Below are 14,357 nucleotides of genomic sequence, written 5' to 3'. Positions count from 1 at the left end.
TTACCTATTGGCTTTAGCCTGAATTTCCCGCTATCCAGGTAAAACAGGTATTGATGCCATTCAGGGACAGTCATAGGATGACCGATCACAATCATAAAAATAAGGAATCACTGTGGCCAAACCCCTTCTCATCGCCGCTGCCGTTGTGTGCGGTATCAGTCTGCAAGCCAATGCCGCCACCTTTGCCTACATCTCCAGCCCCGGAGACGGTCTGATTTCCCAGTATCGCCTTGACCAGAGCAACGGCGCGCTGAGCCTGATTGAACAGGTCAATGCCGGCGATCAGGTCAACCCGATGGCCATCACGCCTGACGGCAAAGTGTTGTTTGCGGCATTACGGGTCAAGCCGTTTCAGGTGCTGGGTTACCGCATAGATCCCAAGAGCGGACACCTGGCTCCGCTGTCCAAAGCACCCTTGGCAGAAAGCATGGCTTACCTGTCTACCGATAGAAAAGGACACTATTTGCTCGGCGCATCCTATGGGGCCGACACCGTCAGCGTGCAGTCCATCGACAAGGCCTATCAGCCTTCTGCCAGCATCCTGACCTACAAGACCGGCCCACATGCGCACTCACTGCGTACCGACCCGAGCAACCGGTTTGCGTACGCGGGCAATCTGGGCGCTGACAAAGTGCTGCAATATCGCCTCGACGCCAAAACCGGCGCGCTCACGCCGATCGGCAGCGGCTACATCAGTGTCCCGAGCAATACCGGGCCTCGGCACCTGGCCTTTTCCCCAAATGGGAAATACCTGTACGTGGTCGGTGAAATGAGCGGCACCGTCACGGCGTTTTCGATCGATAACAGCACCGGTGCATTGACTCAGATCAGCGTGGCCAATGGCATTCCCGAGCGTTTGAAACTGGCTCACGGCGAAGTGCGTGACGCGCGCAACAACGACCTGAAGGACGACCCCACGCCACGTATCTGGGCCGCCGACCTGCGGATCTCGCCGGATGGCAAGCTACTGTTGATGACCGAGCGCACCAGCAGCTCGGTGTCGGCATTCGCGGTTGATCCTTCCACCGGCCACTTGAGCTTTCTCGAGAACTATCCGGTTGAAGAGAAGCAGCCACGCAATATCGCGTTTTCACCCAACGGTCGCTGGTTGCTGGTGACGGGTGAGAAAAGCGAAAAAGTCGGCACGTATGCCGTCAGCGACAAGGGCGCCTTGAAACGTGTCGGCGAAGCGGCATCGGGCAAAGGCGCACTGTGGATTGAAGTGCTGCAAACGTCGGTGGAGTAACTTTCGGGAGCAAGAAGCACCGGACACGGAGGTCGGGGCGGCGTGATTCGAACACCCGCCCCTCGCCTTCCTCAACACCCTGTGCAGGCTCCCGAGTGAGACGCCACAAACAGCATCACATGACCAGCATGTTCAGGCCGGACGCCATTTTGCACCCGAAAATGATGCATCGACGTTCTTGCGCAATGCCTCAACCAAGAGCGTAAACGCGGGAGACTGCTGACGTCGGCTGGGGAAATAAAGGTGGTATCCCGAAAAAAACGGGCACCACTCATCAAGCACCTGAACAAGCTGACCGGATCGCAGTTGTTCCTGCGCAACGTCTTCAAATATGAATGCCAGGCCGAAACCCTCTACCGCCGCTTGTTGCACCATGCGCATGTTGTTGAACGTCAGCGGGCCATCAACCCGTACATTCAAGTCACGTCCCTGGTGATGGAACTCCCAGACGTAGAGCGCTCCCGAGGATGGCAGACGCACATTGATGCAGGCGTGACGGGTCAGGTCATGCGGCCTGGTGATCGCGGGACTGCGCGCCAGGTACGACGGCGATCCGACGACGATCATTCGCAGGTCAGGACCGATCCGTACGGCGATCATGTCCCGATCTATCTGCTCACCCAGTCGCACTCCGGCATCGAAACGATCAGTGACGATATCGGTCAATGCCGAATCGCTGGATATCTCGACCTTGATGTCCGGATATTCGAGTAACAGCCGTGAAACCGTGGGCCAGAGAATGCCTTCCGCTGCGTGCTTGCTCGCCGTGATGCGCACGCTGCCGGCCGGTTTCTGGCGCATCTCACTCAGCTCGCTCAGCTTGGCTTCAATGTTGCCAAATGCTGGTCGTACGGTTTCCAGCAACCGTTCTCCCGCCTCCGTCGTGGCCATGCTCCGGGTGGTGCGAGCGAGCAATCTGACGCCTAGGCGAGCTTCGAGCCGGCGAATGGTCTGGCTGACCGAAGACTGCGACGTAGAGAGTCGTGCGGCTGCGCGAGTGAAGTTCAGCTCCTGCGCCACGACAAGGAAAACCGCCAGATCGCCGAGCTCAGACCGATCCATTTATTATCTCAAAGTATAAGTTCATGCAGATCCTAGCATCTAATCATGTGGATGCTGGCGTTCTATATTGGTCAGCCATACGCCCCGCGACGGATGAGTCCGACGCCCTTGAAGGTGTGTTGTCGGGCATGGCGATCCAGGATCACACGCACTTTTCAGTAAACGCTCACAGGACAAATACATGTTGAGTTCCATGGCGCACGCTGACGAAAGCCCAGAGATTATTGATGTCCTGAACGCCTATCACACTGCCATGGTGGAGGCTCGTACGCCTGATCTTGATCGCTTGCTCGAACCGGGTTTCTCACTGGTGCACATCACCGGCTACGTTCAGCCCAAGCACGAATGGCTCGATCTCGTCTGGTCGGGAGACTTCAACTATCACCGAATCGAACTGGTGCAGAACTCGCTTGAAGTCAGCGTCAAGGAAACAGACTCCACAGTGCAAGGCCGCGGCATTTTCAACGCCAGCATTAACGGCATGACTGCCCCCTGGAGATTGAGATTCGTTTTAGAACTCAAGCAGCACGAAGGTGCATGGATGATCGCGAGTGCCCGCTACACCGCGTTCTAAAGAACTGCGTTTGAACAGTGGCTGAGATATTTAGAGATCTGCTGATCGATGGCGGTGTCATAGCGGCAATGCGCGCAGGGAACTTGCCCACTCCGGGCTGAAAATCATGGCCTGCGATTGCTTGCGAAAGCGATCAACCGGATGAATCAACTCAAGCCTGACCAAGGATCTGCTCATGAAAAATTATTCAAAAGTGATTGTCGTTATAGGCGCCGGCTCGATCGGACAAGCCATTGCCCGCAGAGTCAGTGCCGGTAAGCACGTCGTATTGGCAGACCTGAAGCAGGAGAATGCTGATGCCGCGGCCAAGGTCTTGCTCGACGCAGGATTCGAGGTCACTACGGCCATCGTAGATGTCTCTTCTCGCGAGTCGGTTCAGGCGTTGGTGCGGACCGCAACGGCAATTGGAGAGATCACCGGCGTCATCCACGCGGCGGGTGTTTCACCCTCTCAAGCGCCGGTTGCAACCATTTTGCGGGTTGATTTGTATGGAACGGCGGTCGTTCTTGAAGAGTTCGGCCATGTCATCGCCGAAGGCGGCTGCGCAATCGTGATCGCTTCACAATCCGGCCATCGCTTGCCCGCGTTGAGCGTCGAACAAAACAAGGCGCTGGCGACCACGCCAGCGGATGACCTGCTCGCGCTCCCGATGCTTCAAGCGGACCAAGTCACCGATCCTTTAAACGCTTACCAAATCTCCAAGCGTGGGAATTCGTTGCGAGTCACGGCAGAAGCTGTTCGCTGGGGCAAACGCGGTGCGCGAGTCAATACGATTAGCCCGGGCATCATCTTCACCCCATTGGCGCGGGACGAGTTGAGCGGCCCACGTGGCGAGGGCTACCGGCGCATGATCGACGTGAGCGCGGCAGGACGCGGTGGAACGCCCGATGAAGTGGGCGCCGTAGGAGCGCTGCTCATGGGACCGGAGGGCACCTTCATTACCGGCAGCGATTTCCTGATGGATGGTGGTGTCACGGCGGCTTACTGGTACGGCGATCTGGCACCCCGGTAAAGGGTGCGCCACGACCGGATTAATGAATACACCTCATCAACCCTTGCCGATTTACCCGTCTAGTCCCCACCCGATAGCTCGCTTACTGTTTGCGCAGCGCTATTGCACATGGCCGACATTCACTGACCGCAGCCTTGTCCGATCTTTGATCTGCAAATCACATGCAGATCGCGACAAGCAGGGAGATTGAAATGCAAAAACGCAAACTCGGAAACAGCTCACTTGAAGTATCCGCACTGGGCCTGGGCTGCATGGGGCTCAGCCATGGCTATGGCCCGGCGACCGACACGAAACAAGCCGTCGCCCTGATCCGCACGGCAGTTGAGCGAGGCATCACCTTCTTCGACACCGCCGAAGTGTACGGTCCTTACCTGAACGAAGAAGTGCTTGGCCAGGCGCTGGAGCCGGTTCGCGATCAGGTGGTCATTGCCACCAAGTTTGGCTTTACCTTCGGGGCCGATAACAAACAACAGATCCTCAACAGCCGCCCGGAGCACATCCGGGTTGCAGTCGAGGGCTCACTGCGCCGGCTGAAGACAGATTTCATCGATTTGCTCTACCAGCATCGGGTCGACCCGGACGTACCCATCGAGGATGTCGCGGGCGTGGTGAAGGCGCTTATCCAGGAAGGCAAGGTCAAGCACTTCGGTCTTTCGGAGGCGGGGGCGCAAACCATTCGACGTGCCCATGCTGTCCAGCCTGTTACCGCACTGCAAAGTGAGTACTCGCTCTGGTGGCGAGAGCCTGAACAGGAAATTCTTCCGACACTTGAAGAGTTGGGTATCAGCTTCGTGCCCTTCAGTCCGCTGGGTAAAGGTTTTCTCACTGGGACCGTGACGGCAGACGCCTCCTACGGCAGCGACGATTTTCGCAGCATCGTTCCCCGCTTCAGCCCCGAAGCCCTTCAGGCCAACCAGGCATTGGTGGTCCTGATCCGCAAGCTCGCGGCCCAAAAGGCCGCGACACCCGCCCAGATCGCGCTCGCCTGGCTGCTCGCCCAAGCGCCCTGGATTGTTCCAATTCCCGGAACCACCAAACTGCATCGCCTGGAAGAAAACATTGGCGGTGCGAGCATCACGCTCACCGAGCTCGATCTCAAGGCAATTGATTCGGCGCTGTCGCAGATCCGCATCCAGGGCGACCGCTACCCCGAGTCTCTCAAGGCTCGTGTCGGGCGTTGACGGTGAAATGCCGTGAATAACGGAATTGAACCGTACACGCCTTGATGTCTGAAATTGGAGTAGATCAATGAAAATTCGCAAGCTGGGCAACGGCCTGGAAGTGTCCGCTCTGGGCCTTGGTTGCATGAGCATGACTTCGGCCTACGGGCCGGCCGCTGACAAACACAGCATGATCAAGCTGATTCGCTCCGCGCATGATCAAGGGATCACCCTGTTCGACACCGCAGAGGCGTACGGCCCGTTCAGTAACGAAGACCTGTTGGGTGAGGCCCTGCAGCCGATTCGCGATCAGGTGGTGGTGGCCACCAAGTTCGGCTTCGACATTGACCTGATCACCGGCGAGCGAGGCGGCGGCACCAACAGCCGGCCGGAGCACATCAGGGCGGTGGCAGAGGCCGCGTTGAAGCGCCTTCGAACGGATCGCATCGATCTGTTCTACCAGCATCGTGTGGATCCCGAGGTGCCGATTGAAGATGTCGCCGGCACCGTCAAGGATCTGATCACCGAGGGCAAGGTGAAGCACTTCGGCTTGTCCGAGGCTGGCGTGCAAACCATTCGCCGTGCCCATGCGGTTCAGCCGGTGACAGCGGTACAGAGCGAATACTCGCTGTTCTGGCGTGGCCCGGAGCACGAACTCCTGGGCGTGCTGGAAGAGCTGGCTATCGGCTTCGTGCCGTTCAGCCCGCTCGGTGCCGGTTTTCTCACGGGCCAGATTGATGAGAACACCCGGTTCGATGCGTCCGACTTTAGAAATTTCGTCCCGCGCTTCTCCCCTGAGGCACGCAAGGCCAACCTCGCACTGGTCGACGTGGTGAAGGCCGTCGCACAACGCAAAGACGCTACGCCCGCGCAGGTCGCGTTGGCTTGGCTGTTGGCGCAAAAGCCCTGGATCGTCCCGATACCTGGCACGACAAAACCACACCGGTTGGAGGAGAACCTTGGGGCTATCGAGCTGGAGCTGACCGGCGAGGATCTACGCTTGATCAATGACCAGATGTCGCGGATTCAGGTGCAAGGTGAACGCCTGCCCGAGCCTGCGCTGAAGATGACCGGGCTCTGAAGCCTCCCCTATGGCTGCTCCACCCGGAGCAGCCTTGCTGTCGGCTCACCACCTTGCAGGAACGCTGCCTATGAATCCCTTGATTGCTCCGCTTGTTGCCTTGTCGCTCTTGGCCGGGGAAGCCTGTGCCCAGGCCTCTAACGAGATCCGGATTACCCGCGTTGGTGCTCAGCCCTCGATCAAGGGCGCAGTAGAAAACTTCACGGGCACGGTGCGTGTTGATGGCATGTTCAAGGGTGATCCCCCGGCTCGCATCGGCGGTGGCACGGTGACCTTCGAACCCGGCGCGCGTACGGCCTGGCATACCCATCCGCTGGGGCAAACACTGATCGTCACCGCCGGCGTCGGCTACGTGCAGCAAGAGGGCGCGCCCCGTCAGGACATTCGCCCGGGCGACATTGTCTGGATCCCGCCGCAAACACGCCACTGGCATGGGGCGACTGCCGACAATGGCATGACCCATATCGCAATCGCCGAAGCCGAAGACGGGAAAACCGTCGCATGGGCTGAAAAGGTGTCGGACGCGCAATACGAAGGCCGAACGCCCGCTCAGGGCCTGTAAATGAAGTATCAGGATGTGTCGGCGCCTCTCGCTCGGCGCGGTTGCTTTCGAGTAACCAACAGCGTGTGCCCCCCGATTCTTCGGCTTTGCGTCATGGTTTCAACGCCCATTGACGCTCGGACTCGTGAACTCTGCTCATGAGTGCTTGCGTAATATTGGGGTTAATCGTCACAACCATCCTCCGTACGATCCAGTGACATCGGCAGGCAAGCCATCACTGACTTTTCTCGCAGCCTGTCTACATCAACCTCACTGGAGCACTGCCTGCATGGCGCAGCGTTGTGCATTGGATGGAGCCTTTTACGATGTCCACTGACACACCGATTGCACATCGCAAGACCACCCCCTTCCCCGCGCTGATAGTCCTGTTTCTGGGCCTTGGATTGGTGTCGGGTATTGCCATTCAGAACGCCGAGGCATCGCCACCCATGACCAGCACACAACCCGCGTCAAAAACGCTGTCAGCCAAGCAACAAAGCATTCCACTGATCGCAGCATTCATGGCAACCAGTGACATGCCTAAGCTCAGCGCTGCATTGAACCAAGGCCTGGACGCCGGCCTGACGGTCAGCGAGGCCAGGGAAATCCTGGTGCAGCTGTACGCCTATGTCGGTTTCCCGCGCAGCCTCAACGCATTGAATGAACTGATGACGGTCGTGCAAGCGCGCAAACAACGTGGCATCCACGACGCGCCTGGACGTGAACCCGACCGCGGCATTCCCACAGGTGAGGCCTTGCTCGCGGCAGGAACAGCCAATCAAACCCGAATTTCGGGCGGCCCGGTCAAGGGGCCGGTGTTCGAGTTCGCCCCGGTCATCAACCAGTTTCTGCAAACCCACCTGTTTGGCGACATCTTCGAGCGCGACAACCTGGACTGGCAGAGCCGCGAGCTGGCGACCGTCGGAGCGCTGGCGGCGACGCCGGGCGTGGAATCGCAGTTGCGCTCGCACATGCAAGCGAGCATGCGGGTGGGCCTGAGCGCCGATCAGTTGCAGCAAGTCACAGAGCTACTGGTCAAGCACGCGGATGAACCAACCGCCAAGCGTGCAAGCGCAGCGCTGATGCAGGCACTCGCAGCGTCTGGAGGTTGAAGATGAAGGTCGGAAAAACTCTGCTGGGCATCACCCTGCTCGGCTTGCTTGCCGCCTGCGCAACTCAGGGCCCCGGTCATGCCAATGGCCCCTTGCTGATTCAGGAACAGGGCAGCTTCGCCGCTGGCGGGACGATGACCACAGCTCCGGGTACGTTCAACCCGCGCAAGCCGATGACGCCTGATGGCCAGACCTACCACGGCGACCATGCCTACACCTTCTACCAAATCCCGGTCGATGCCCGAAAGCTGCCCATTGTCATGTGGCACGGTGCCGGCCAGTTTTCCAAGACCTGGGAAACCACCGCTGATGGCCGGGAGGGTTTCCAGAACATCTTCCTGCGCCGCCAGTTCGGCGTGTACCTGATCGACCAGCCGCGTCGTGGCGATGCCGGGCGCAGCATGGTCGAGACGACGCTCAAGCCGACGCCGGACGAGCAGCTCTGGTTCAACCAGTTCCGTATTGGCCTGTGGCCCAACTATTTCAACGGTGTGCAGGTTGCCCGGGATGCGCAAACGCGCGACCAGTTTTTCCGCGCGATGACACCGAACACCGGGCCGTTCGACATGGGCGTGGTCTCCGATGGCGTATCGGCAGTTTTCGACCGAGTCGGCCCCGGCATCCTGTTCACTCACTCACAGGGTGGCGGTCCGGGCTGGTTGACGGCGATCAAGAACGACAAGGTCAAAGCCATTGTGGCGTTTGAGCCGGGCAGCAGCTTTGTATTCCCGGAGGGTGAAGTGCCCGCACCGATTCCCAGCGCGTTCGACACGGTGCAGGGGGCGGCGGTGCCGATGGATCAGTTCATGGCGCTCACGCGCATTCCGATCCTGATCCTTTATGGCGACAACATTCCGGAGCAGCCCGTCGACCTGCCCGCCCAGGACAGTTGGCGCGCCCGGCTCACGATGGCCAGGCTTTGGCGTGATGCCGTCAATAACCATGGCGGTGACGTGAAGCTGATTCACTTGCCGGAGATTGGCATCAAGGGCAATACCCACTTCCCCATGTCGGACTTGAACAACGTGCAGATCGCGGACTTGGTGTCCAGGTTTCTGGAAGAGAAACATCTGGATTAACGAGAAATCGTGCCGCCACACAGCAGAAACCCGGTCACCCAAAGTCAATTTTTGAAGCGCTCTTTTGCTCAGGAAACTTCACATGAGAAACACAGTTTTAAAAGCCACGCTCATGGCCGCAATGGTCGGTATTTCGGCAGGCGAAGCCGGTGCCGCAGACTACAAAAAGAACCCGTTCACCCTCGCCTACGATGGCGCAATCACCAGGAATGAGCCCGGCAAGGTCAATATTCATCCGGTCACCTACAAGCTCAACGGCCTGGACATCGCTGCCAACGTCTACACCCCTGCCAACTTCGATGCGAAGAAGGTTTATCCAACCGTCGTTGTGGCACATCCGAACGGTGGGGTGAAAGAGCAAGTCGCCGGTTTGTATGCGCAGCGACTGGCTGAGCAAGGCTATATCACGATAACCGCCGACGCTGCGTATCAGGGCGCAAGTGGTGGACAGCCGCGCAGTATCGACAAGCCTGCGTACCGTATCGAGGATATCCACGGCATGGCGGATTTCATCACTCAGTATGCAGGCGTTGATGGGAAGCGCCTGGGTCTGCTTGGCATCTGCGGAGGCGGTGGATACTCCTTGGCTGCTGCGCAAACCGACAAGCGATTCAAGTCGGTCGCGACGGTGAGCATGTTCAACTCGGGACGGGTTCGTCGCAATGGCTACAACGACTCTCAACTGGATTCTGTCCAACAACGTCTGCAACAGGCTTCCGCTGCTCGCGCCCAGGAAGCGGCCGGCGGTGAAGTCCTCTATTCAGGTGATGCCAACCTCACCGATGAGCAAATCGCCAAGCTGCCGTTTGAGTTGTATCGTCAGGGTTACGAGTACTACTGGAAGACGCACGCCCACCCGAACTCGACCTTCAAGTACACCACGAGCAGCCTGCTGGATCTGATGCGCTTCGACGCCACCAATCAGATCGAACTGATTAATCAGCCGTTGCTGATGATCGCGGGCAGCAAGGCCGACAGCCTGTACATGACCCAAGAAGCGTTCCCCAAAGCCACGGGAACCAAAGACAAGGAATTGTTCATTATTGACGGCGCAACGCATATCGAAACCTACTGGGTTCCTGAATATGTGGACGCTGCACTTGGACAGTTGACTCCGTTCTACGCCAGAACCTTGTGATTCGAGGACACCTGCCTATTCTGGTTTCGCCGCCCCTACCGCGCGCCATGGGTAACACTCACCCCGGATCCAGGCGGGACACAGTTACATGGGATAATCCCGCGTTCCTCATGACAGGTTCTCATCAATGTCCCGAGCCAATCTCAACGACCTGCGAGCCTTCGTGGTCATTACCCGCGAAGGCAGCTTTACCCGCGCCGCCGCACAGCTAGGTGTTTCTCAGTCCGCCCTTAGCCATACAATGCGCGCTCTTGAGGCACGGCTCGGCGTTCGACTGCTGACCCGAACCACGCGTAGCGTATCCACCACCGAGGCAGGTCAGCGGCTCTATCTCTCCATGGCACCACGCTTTGAAGAAATTGAACTTGAATTGGCTGCTGTCAGCGAGTTTCGCGATACCCCGGTAGGCAATGTGCGGATATCAGCCTCCGAACATGCAGCGAACAACATTCTTTGGCCCAAGCTATTGAAGGTTCTTCCCGACTACCCAGACATCAAGGTGGAAATCACAGTCGACTACGCCCTGTCCGACATCGTCGCGCAGCGTTATGACGCAGGCGTGCGTCTGGGCGATCAAGTCGCCAAGGACATGATTGCCGTTCCAGTCGGCCCCCAATTACGCATGGCGGTAGTGGGCTCTCCAGAGTACTTCAAGCGGCAACCCTCACCGGAAGTGCCTGGCGACCTCGCGGAACATAGTTGCATCAATCTGCGTTTGCCTACCCACGGAAGTCTTCTGCAATGGGATTTTGAAAAGGACGGCCACGAACTGAAAGCGCGTGTTGAAGGACAATGGACGTTCAACAGCAGCATGCCAATCCTGCGTGCAGCTGTCGCGGGTTGCGGGTTAGCTTTCCTGCCAGAAGATATGGTGATGAAGGAGCTTGCCGACGGAAGCCTTGTGCGGGTACTGGAAGATTGGTGCCAACCTTTTTCTGGCTACCATCTCTACTACCCTAACCGTCGCGAACAGTCGTCAGCGTTTGGCGTAGTGGTTGATGCGCTGCGCTATGAGCGATGAGCCGTCCATCAACAAGGTGCTTTGGCGGCTACAGATCCAGTCGTTTTGTGGGGTAGAAACGACTGAAAACAAAAAGGGGCCGCGAGATAAAATCTCGCGACCCCTTTGAATTATATGGTCGGGACGGAGTGATTCGAACACTCGACCCCTAGCACCCCATGCTAGTGCGCTACCGGACTGCGCTACGCCCCGACTAGGCGTTAAACCTGTTCCTCAGCTCGAGGAACGCTCAAGAATATATCGCAAGCTTTTGAAAACTGGAAGTATTCAAACGCAGGAATTTATTTCTTGAGGACAACCAACACGTCTTCCAACTCAGCAATCATCTGCCGAATCATCTGTTTGTATTGGGTGGTGTCGTCTTTGGCTTCATCGCCGGACAAACGCAAGCGTGCGCCGCCGATGGTGAACCCCTGATCGTAAAGGAGCGCGCGGATCTGCCGGATCATCAGCACGTCTTGTCGCTGATAATACCGGCGGTTTCCGCGGCGTTTGACGGGGTTGAGTTGAGGAAACTCCTGCTCCCAATAGCGCAGCACGTGTGGTTTTACCGCACACAGCTCGCTGACTTCACCAATGGTGAAGTAGCGTTTGCCGGGGATGACGGGTAGCTCGTCGTTATGACTTGGTTCCAGCATAAGCCTCAACTCGGGCCTTCAACTTCTGCCCTGGACGAAAGGTGACCACACGGCGAGCCGTGATCGGGATTTCTTCACCCGTTTTCGGATTGCGGCCAGGCCGCTGGCGTTTGTCCCGAAGGTCGAAATTGCCGAAACCGGACAATTTGACTTGTTCGTTGTCTTCAAGAGCGTGCCTGATTTCTTCAAAAAACAGTTCGACCAATTCCTTGGCCTCCCGTTTATTCAGGCCCAGCTCTTCATACAGACGTTCCGCCATCTCAGCTTTCGTCAGAGCCCCCATACGTCACTTCCTTAACGTGGCGTTCAACCTTTGTTCGAGCGAGGTGAGGATATTTTGCGTCGTGTTATTCACCTCATCGTCATTAAGAGTGCGCGATGGATGCTGCCAGGTCAAGCCAACTGCGAGGCTTTTTCTATCAGGATCAATGCCTTTACCCTGATACACGTCAAATAGCCTGAGGTCCGTCAGCCATTCCCCTGCATTTTCACGGATTACGTCCAGTACGGCGCTGGCTGCGACGTCTTTTTCGGCAATCAGTGCAAGGTCACGACGCACTTCAGGAAAGCGCGACAACTCTTGGAATTCAGGCATTTTACCCAACGCCACTTCCGCCAGAACCAGCTCGAAAACGAAGACCGGACGGTCGAGACCGAGGGTTTTCGATAATTCCGGGTGAATCGCGCCGACGTAACCGACCAAACGACCTTCACGCTCGATGCGCGCAGTCTGACCTGGGTGCAGCGCCGGATGCTTGCCTGGCACGAAAGTGAACGAATCCAGTGCCCCGGCAAAACCCAGTACCGCTTCCACGTCAGCCTTGACGTCGAAGAAGTCCACGACATCGCGACCTTGCGCCCAGCCTTCCGGCAGACGGCTACCGCACACAACACCTGCCAGCATCGGCTCTTGCTTCAAGCCTTCCAGTTGACCGACAAAACGCAGGCCGCTTTCGAACAGACGGACGCGATCCTGCTGACGGTTCAAGTTGTGCTGAAGCGCCTTGACCAGACCTGGCCACAGGGACGAACGCATCGCCGCCATGTCGTTGGAAATCGGGTTGGCCAGCAACAGCGGTTCAACACCCGGATTAAACAGTTCGAACTGTTTCGGATCGATGAAGCTGTAGGTGATCGCTTCCTGATAACCACGGGCTACCAGCAGGCGGCGCAGTTCAGGCAGGTCGCTACGGGCTTCGGCCTTGGCTTGCGGCGCCAGACGGGCTTGCGGGTAACGAACCGGCAGACGGTTGTATCCGTACAGACGAGCCAGTTCTTCGATCAGGTCAACTTCGAGGCTGATATCGAAACGATGACTTGGCACTTCTACGCGCCACTGCCCTGCCCCATCGGCGGAAACGGTCAGGCCCAAGCCGTTGAGCAGGCGCTCGACTTCGGATGATTCCATTTCCATGCCCAGCATCTGGGTGATGCGTTGCGCGCGCAGGGTAACCGGCGCGATTTTCGGCAGGTGCTGCTCGCTGACGGTTTCGATGATCGGGCCGGCTTCGCCGCCAGTGATTTCCAGCAGCAGGCCAGTGGCGCGCTCCATGGCTTCACGGGCCAGTTGCCAGTCCACGCCACGCTCGTAGCGGTGCGAAGCGTCGGTGTGCAGGCCATAGGAACGGGCTTTGCCAGCGACAGCAATCTGATCGAAGAACGCGCTTTCAAGGAACACGTCGCGGGTGGTCGCGGTGTTTACGCCGCTGTGTTCGCCACCCATCACACCAGCAATTGCCAGGGCGCGGGTGTGGTCGGCAATCACCAGCGTATCGCTACGCAGGCTGACTTCCTGACCGTCGAGCAGAACCAGCTTCTCGCCTTCTTCAGCCATGCGCACGCGGATGCCGCCATTGATTTCGGCGAGATCGAACGCGTGCAGCGGTTGACCCAGCTCCAGCATCACGTAGTTGGTGATGTCGACGGCAGCGTCGATGCTGCGCACGTCGCCACGACGCAAACGCTCGACCATCCACAGCGGCGTTGGCTTGGACAGGTCGACGTTACGGATCACACGACCCAGGTAACGCGGGCAAGCAGCAGGTGCCAGCACTTCAACCGAACGCACTTCGTCGTGCACGGCTGGCACGACAGCCACCACCGGACGAGTGACTTCGGCGTTGTACAGCGCGCCGACTTCACGGGCCAGACCGGCCAGGGACAGGCAGTCGCCGCGGTTCGGGGTCAGGTCGACCTCGATGCTGGCGTCGTCCAGGCTCAGGTATTCACGAATGTCCTGACCAACCGGCGCATCGGCCGGCAATTCCATCAGACCATCGTTGCCTTCGCCCACTTGCAGCTCGGCTTGCGAGCACAGCATGCCGTTGGACTCAACGCCACGCAGCTTGGCTTTCTTGATCTTGAAGTCGCCTGGCAGTTCGGCACCGATCATGGCGAACGGGATCTTCAGGCCCGGGCGCACGTTAGGCGCACCGCACACGACCTGGAAAGTCTCCGAGCCATTGCTGACCTGGCAAACACGCAACTTGTCGGCGTCGGGGTGCTGCTCGGTGCTCAGCACCTCGCCCACCACCACACCGGTGAATTCGCCGGCGGCCAGCGTAACGCTGTCGACCTCAAGACCGGCCATCGACAGACGAGCAACCAGCTCGTCACGACTTACCTGCGGGCTTACCCAGCCACGCAGCCATTGTTCACTGAATTTCATCCTGCTCTCCTAAGAATTCGTTACG

At 58.3% G+C, this 14,357-nt stretch carries 14 protein-coding genes and 1 tRNA gene; 10 read left to right on the top strand and 5 right to left on the bottom strand.

All coding sequences use genetic code 11. The features are described from left to right. Nucleotides 1–112 precede the first annotated feature (112 nt). A complete protein-coding gene (locus LOY68_RS11070; RefSeq protein WP_265044588.1) occupies nucleotides 113–1,246 on the top strand; it encodes a lactonase family protein in 1,134 nt (377 codons plus the stop codon). 132 nt (nucleotides 1,247–1,378) lie between these two features. Here LOY68_RS11070 and LOY68_RS11065 read toward each other — a convergent pair whose 3' ends face one another. Next, nucleotides 1,379–2,308 carry a LysR family transcriptional regulator gene (locus tag LOY68_RS11065; RefSeq protein ID WP_265044587.1) on the bottom strand — a complete coding sequence of 310 codons (930 nt, stop codon included), beginning with the start codon at nucleotides 2,306–2,308 and terminating at the stop codon, nucleotides 1,379–1,381. A 181-nt stretch (nucleotides 2,309–2,489) separates the two neighbouring features. On the opposite strand from LOY68_RS11065, the gene LOY68_RS11060 reads away from it, so the two are divergent. The 9 genes from LOY68_RS11060 to LOY68_RS11020 all read left to right on the top strand — a co-directional run bounded on the left by LOY68_RS11060 (nucleotide 2,490) and on the right by LOY68_RS11020 (nucleotide 11,026). Then, the gene (locus LOY68_RS11060) at nucleotides 2,490–2,882 is read left to right on the top strand and encodes a nuclear transport factor 2 family protein (protein WP_265044585.1); all 393 of its coding nucleotides are present in this window, start codon (nucleotides 2,490–2,492) and stop codon (nucleotides 2,880–2,882) included. A 175-nt stretch (nucleotides 2,883–3,057) separates the two neighbouring features. Next, the gene (locus LOY68_RS11055; RefSeq protein ID WP_265044584.1) at nucleotides 3,058–3,894 is read left to right on the top strand and encodes an SDR family oxidoreductase; all 837 of its coding nucleotides are present in this window, start codon (nucleotides 3,058–3,060) and stop codon (nucleotides 3,892–3,894) included. A gap of 191 nt (nucleotides 3,895–4,085) precedes the next feature. Beyond that, the gene (locus LOY68_RS11050) at nucleotides 4,086–5,075 is read left to right on the top strand and encodes an aldo/keto reductase (RefSeq protein WP_265044582.1); all 990 of its coding nucleotides are present in this window, start codon (nucleotides 4,086–4,088) and stop codon (nucleotides 5,073–5,075) included. 67 nt (nucleotides 5,076–5,142) lie between these two features. Next, nucleotides 5,143–6,135, top strand: coding sequence for an aldo/keto reductase (locus LOY68_RS11045; protein WP_265044580.1), 993 nt, complete (start codon nucleotides 5,143–5,145; stop codon nucleotides 6,133–6,135). Between the two features lie 70 nt (nucleotides 6,136–6,205). Further along, nucleotides 6,206–6,697: a cupin domain-containing protein gene (locus LOY68_RS11040; protein ID WP_265044578.1), complete on the top strand. Its 492-nt coding sequence runs from the start codon at nucleotides 6,206–6,208 to the stop codon at nucleotides 6,695–6,697. A 305-nt stretch (nucleotides 6,698–7,002) separates the two neighbouring features. Next, on the top strand, nucleotides 7,003–7,788 hold the full coding sequence (locus LOY68_RS11035; RefSeq protein WP_265044576.1) for a carboxymuconolactone decarboxylase family protein: 786 nt from the start codon (nucleotides 7,003–7,005) through the stop codon (nucleotides 7,786–7,788). 2 nt (nucleotides 7,789–7,790) lie between these two features. After that, nucleotides 7,791–8,867: an alpha/beta hydrolase gene (locus LOY68_RS11030; protein ID WP_265044574.1), complete on the top strand. Its 1,077-nt coding sequence runs from the start codon at nucleotides 7,791–7,793 to the stop codon at nucleotides 8,865–8,867. A gap of 82 nt (nucleotides 8,868–8,949) precedes the next feature. Continuing rightward, on the top strand, nucleotides 8,950–10,005 hold the full coding sequence (locus LOY68_RS11025) for an alpha/beta hydrolase (RefSeq protein ID WP_265044572.1): 1,056 nt from the start codon (nucleotides 8,950–8,952) through the stop codon (nucleotides 10,003–10,005). Nucleotides 10,006–10,132: 127 nt separating this feature from the next. Further along, nucleotides 10,133–11,026: a LysR family transcriptional regulator gene (locus LOY68_RS11020; RefSeq protein WP_265044570.1), complete on the top strand. Its 894-nt coding sequence runs from the start codon at nucleotides 10,133–10,135 to the stop codon at nucleotides 11,024–11,026. Nucleotides 11,027–11,141: 115 nt separating this feature from the next. On the opposite strand, the gene LOY68_RS11015 is transcribed toward LOY68_RS11020, so the two are convergent. The 4 genes from LOY68_RS11015 to pheT form a co-directional block, all read right to left on the bottom strand. Continuing rightward, nucleotides 11,142–11,218: transfer RNA gene (locus tag LOY68_RS11015), tRNA-Pro, on the bottom strand. A gap of 89 nt (nucleotides 11,219–11,307) precedes the next feature. After that, nucleotides 11,308–11,664, bottom strand: coding sequence for a MerR family transcriptional regulator (locus LOY68_RS11010; RefSeq protein ID WP_003179985.1), 357 nt, complete (start codon nucleotides 11,662–11,664; stop codon nucleotides 11,308–11,310). Beyond that, nucleotides 11,645–11,947 (bottom strand): integration host factor subunit alpha, encoded by a 303-nt coding sequence (ihfA, locus tag LOY68_RS11005; protein WP_002553164.1) that lies wholly within the window; start codon nucleotides 11,945–11,947, stop codon nucleotides 11,645–11,647. The genes LOY68_RS11010 and ihfA overlap by 20 nt, the downstream gene beginning before the upstream one ends. A gap of 3 nt (nucleotides 11,948–11,950) precedes the next feature. Next, on the bottom strand, nucleotides 11,951–14,332 hold the full coding sequence (pheT, locus tag LOY68_RS11000; RefSeq protein WP_265044569.1) for a phenylalanine--tRNA ligase subunit beta: 2,382 nt from the start codon (nucleotides 14,330–14,332) through the stop codon (nucleotides 11,951–11,953). Between the last annotated feature and the right edge of the window lie 25 nt (nucleotides 14,333–14,357).

Source organism: Pseudomonas sp. B21-053, assembly GCF_026016365.1.
In the GTDB taxonomy this organism is placed as follows: Bacteria; Pseudomonadota; Gammaproteobacteria; order Pseudomonadales; family Pseudomonadaceae; genus Aquipseudomonas; species Aquipseudomonas nunensis.
This window is presented reverse-complemented; position numbering and strand designations above follow the sequence as displayed.

Bases quoted from the DNA above. Each gene is read 5' to 3' on its own strand.
- LOY68_RS11020 (WP_265044570.1), top strand. From the start codon at position 10,133: ATGTCCCGAGCCAATCTCAACGACCTGCGAGCCTTCGTGGTCATTACC.
- LOY68_RS11035 (WP_265044576.1), top strand. From the start codon at position 7,003: ATGTCCACTGACACACCGATTGCACATCGCAAGACCACCCCCTTCCCC.
- LOY68_RS11045 (WP_265044580.1), top strand. From the start codon at position 5,143: ATGAAAATTCGCAAGCTGGGCAACGGCCTGGAAGTGTCCGCTCTGGGC.
- LOY68_RS11030 (WP_265044574.1), top strand. From the start codon at position 7,791: ATGAAGGTCGGAAAAACTCTGCTGGGCATCACCCTGCTCGGCTTGCTT.
- LOY68_RS11060 (WP_265044585.1), top strand. From the start codon at position 2,490: ATGTTGAGTTCCATGGCGCACGCTGACGAAAGCCCAGAGATTATTGAT.
- LOY68_RS11025 (WP_265044572.1), top strand. From the start codon at position 8,950: ATGAGAAACACAGTTTTAAAAGCCACGCTCATGGCCGCAATGGTCGGT.
- LOY68_RS11065 (WP_265044587.1), bottom strand. From the start codon at position 2,308: ATGGATCGGTCTGAGCTCGGCGATCTGGCGGTTTTCCTTGTCGTGGCG.
- LOY68_RS11050 (WP_265044582.1), top strand. From the start codon at position 4,086: ATGCAAAAACGCAAACTCGGAAACAGCTCACTTGAAGTATCCGCACTG.
- pheT (WP_265044569.1), bottom strand. From the start codon at position 14,332: ATGAAATTCAGTGAACAATGGCTGCGTGGCTGGGTAAGCCCGCAGGTA.
- LOY68_RS11055 (WP_265044584.1), top strand. From the start codon at position 3,058: ATGAAAAATTATTCAAAAGTGATTGTCGTTATAGGCGCCGGCTCGATC.
- LOY68_RS11040 (WP_265044578.1), top strand. From the start codon at position 6,206: ATGAATCCCTTGATTGCTCCGCTTGTTGCCTTGTCGCTCTTGGCCGGG.
- ihfA (WP_002553164.1), bottom strand. From the start codon at position 11,947: ATGGGGGCTCTGACGAAAGCTGAGATGGCGGAACGTCTGTATGAAGAG.
- LOY68_RS11010 (WP_003179985.1), bottom strand. From the start codon at position 11,664: ATGCTGGAACCAAGTCATAACGACGAGCTACCCGTCATCCCCGGCAAA.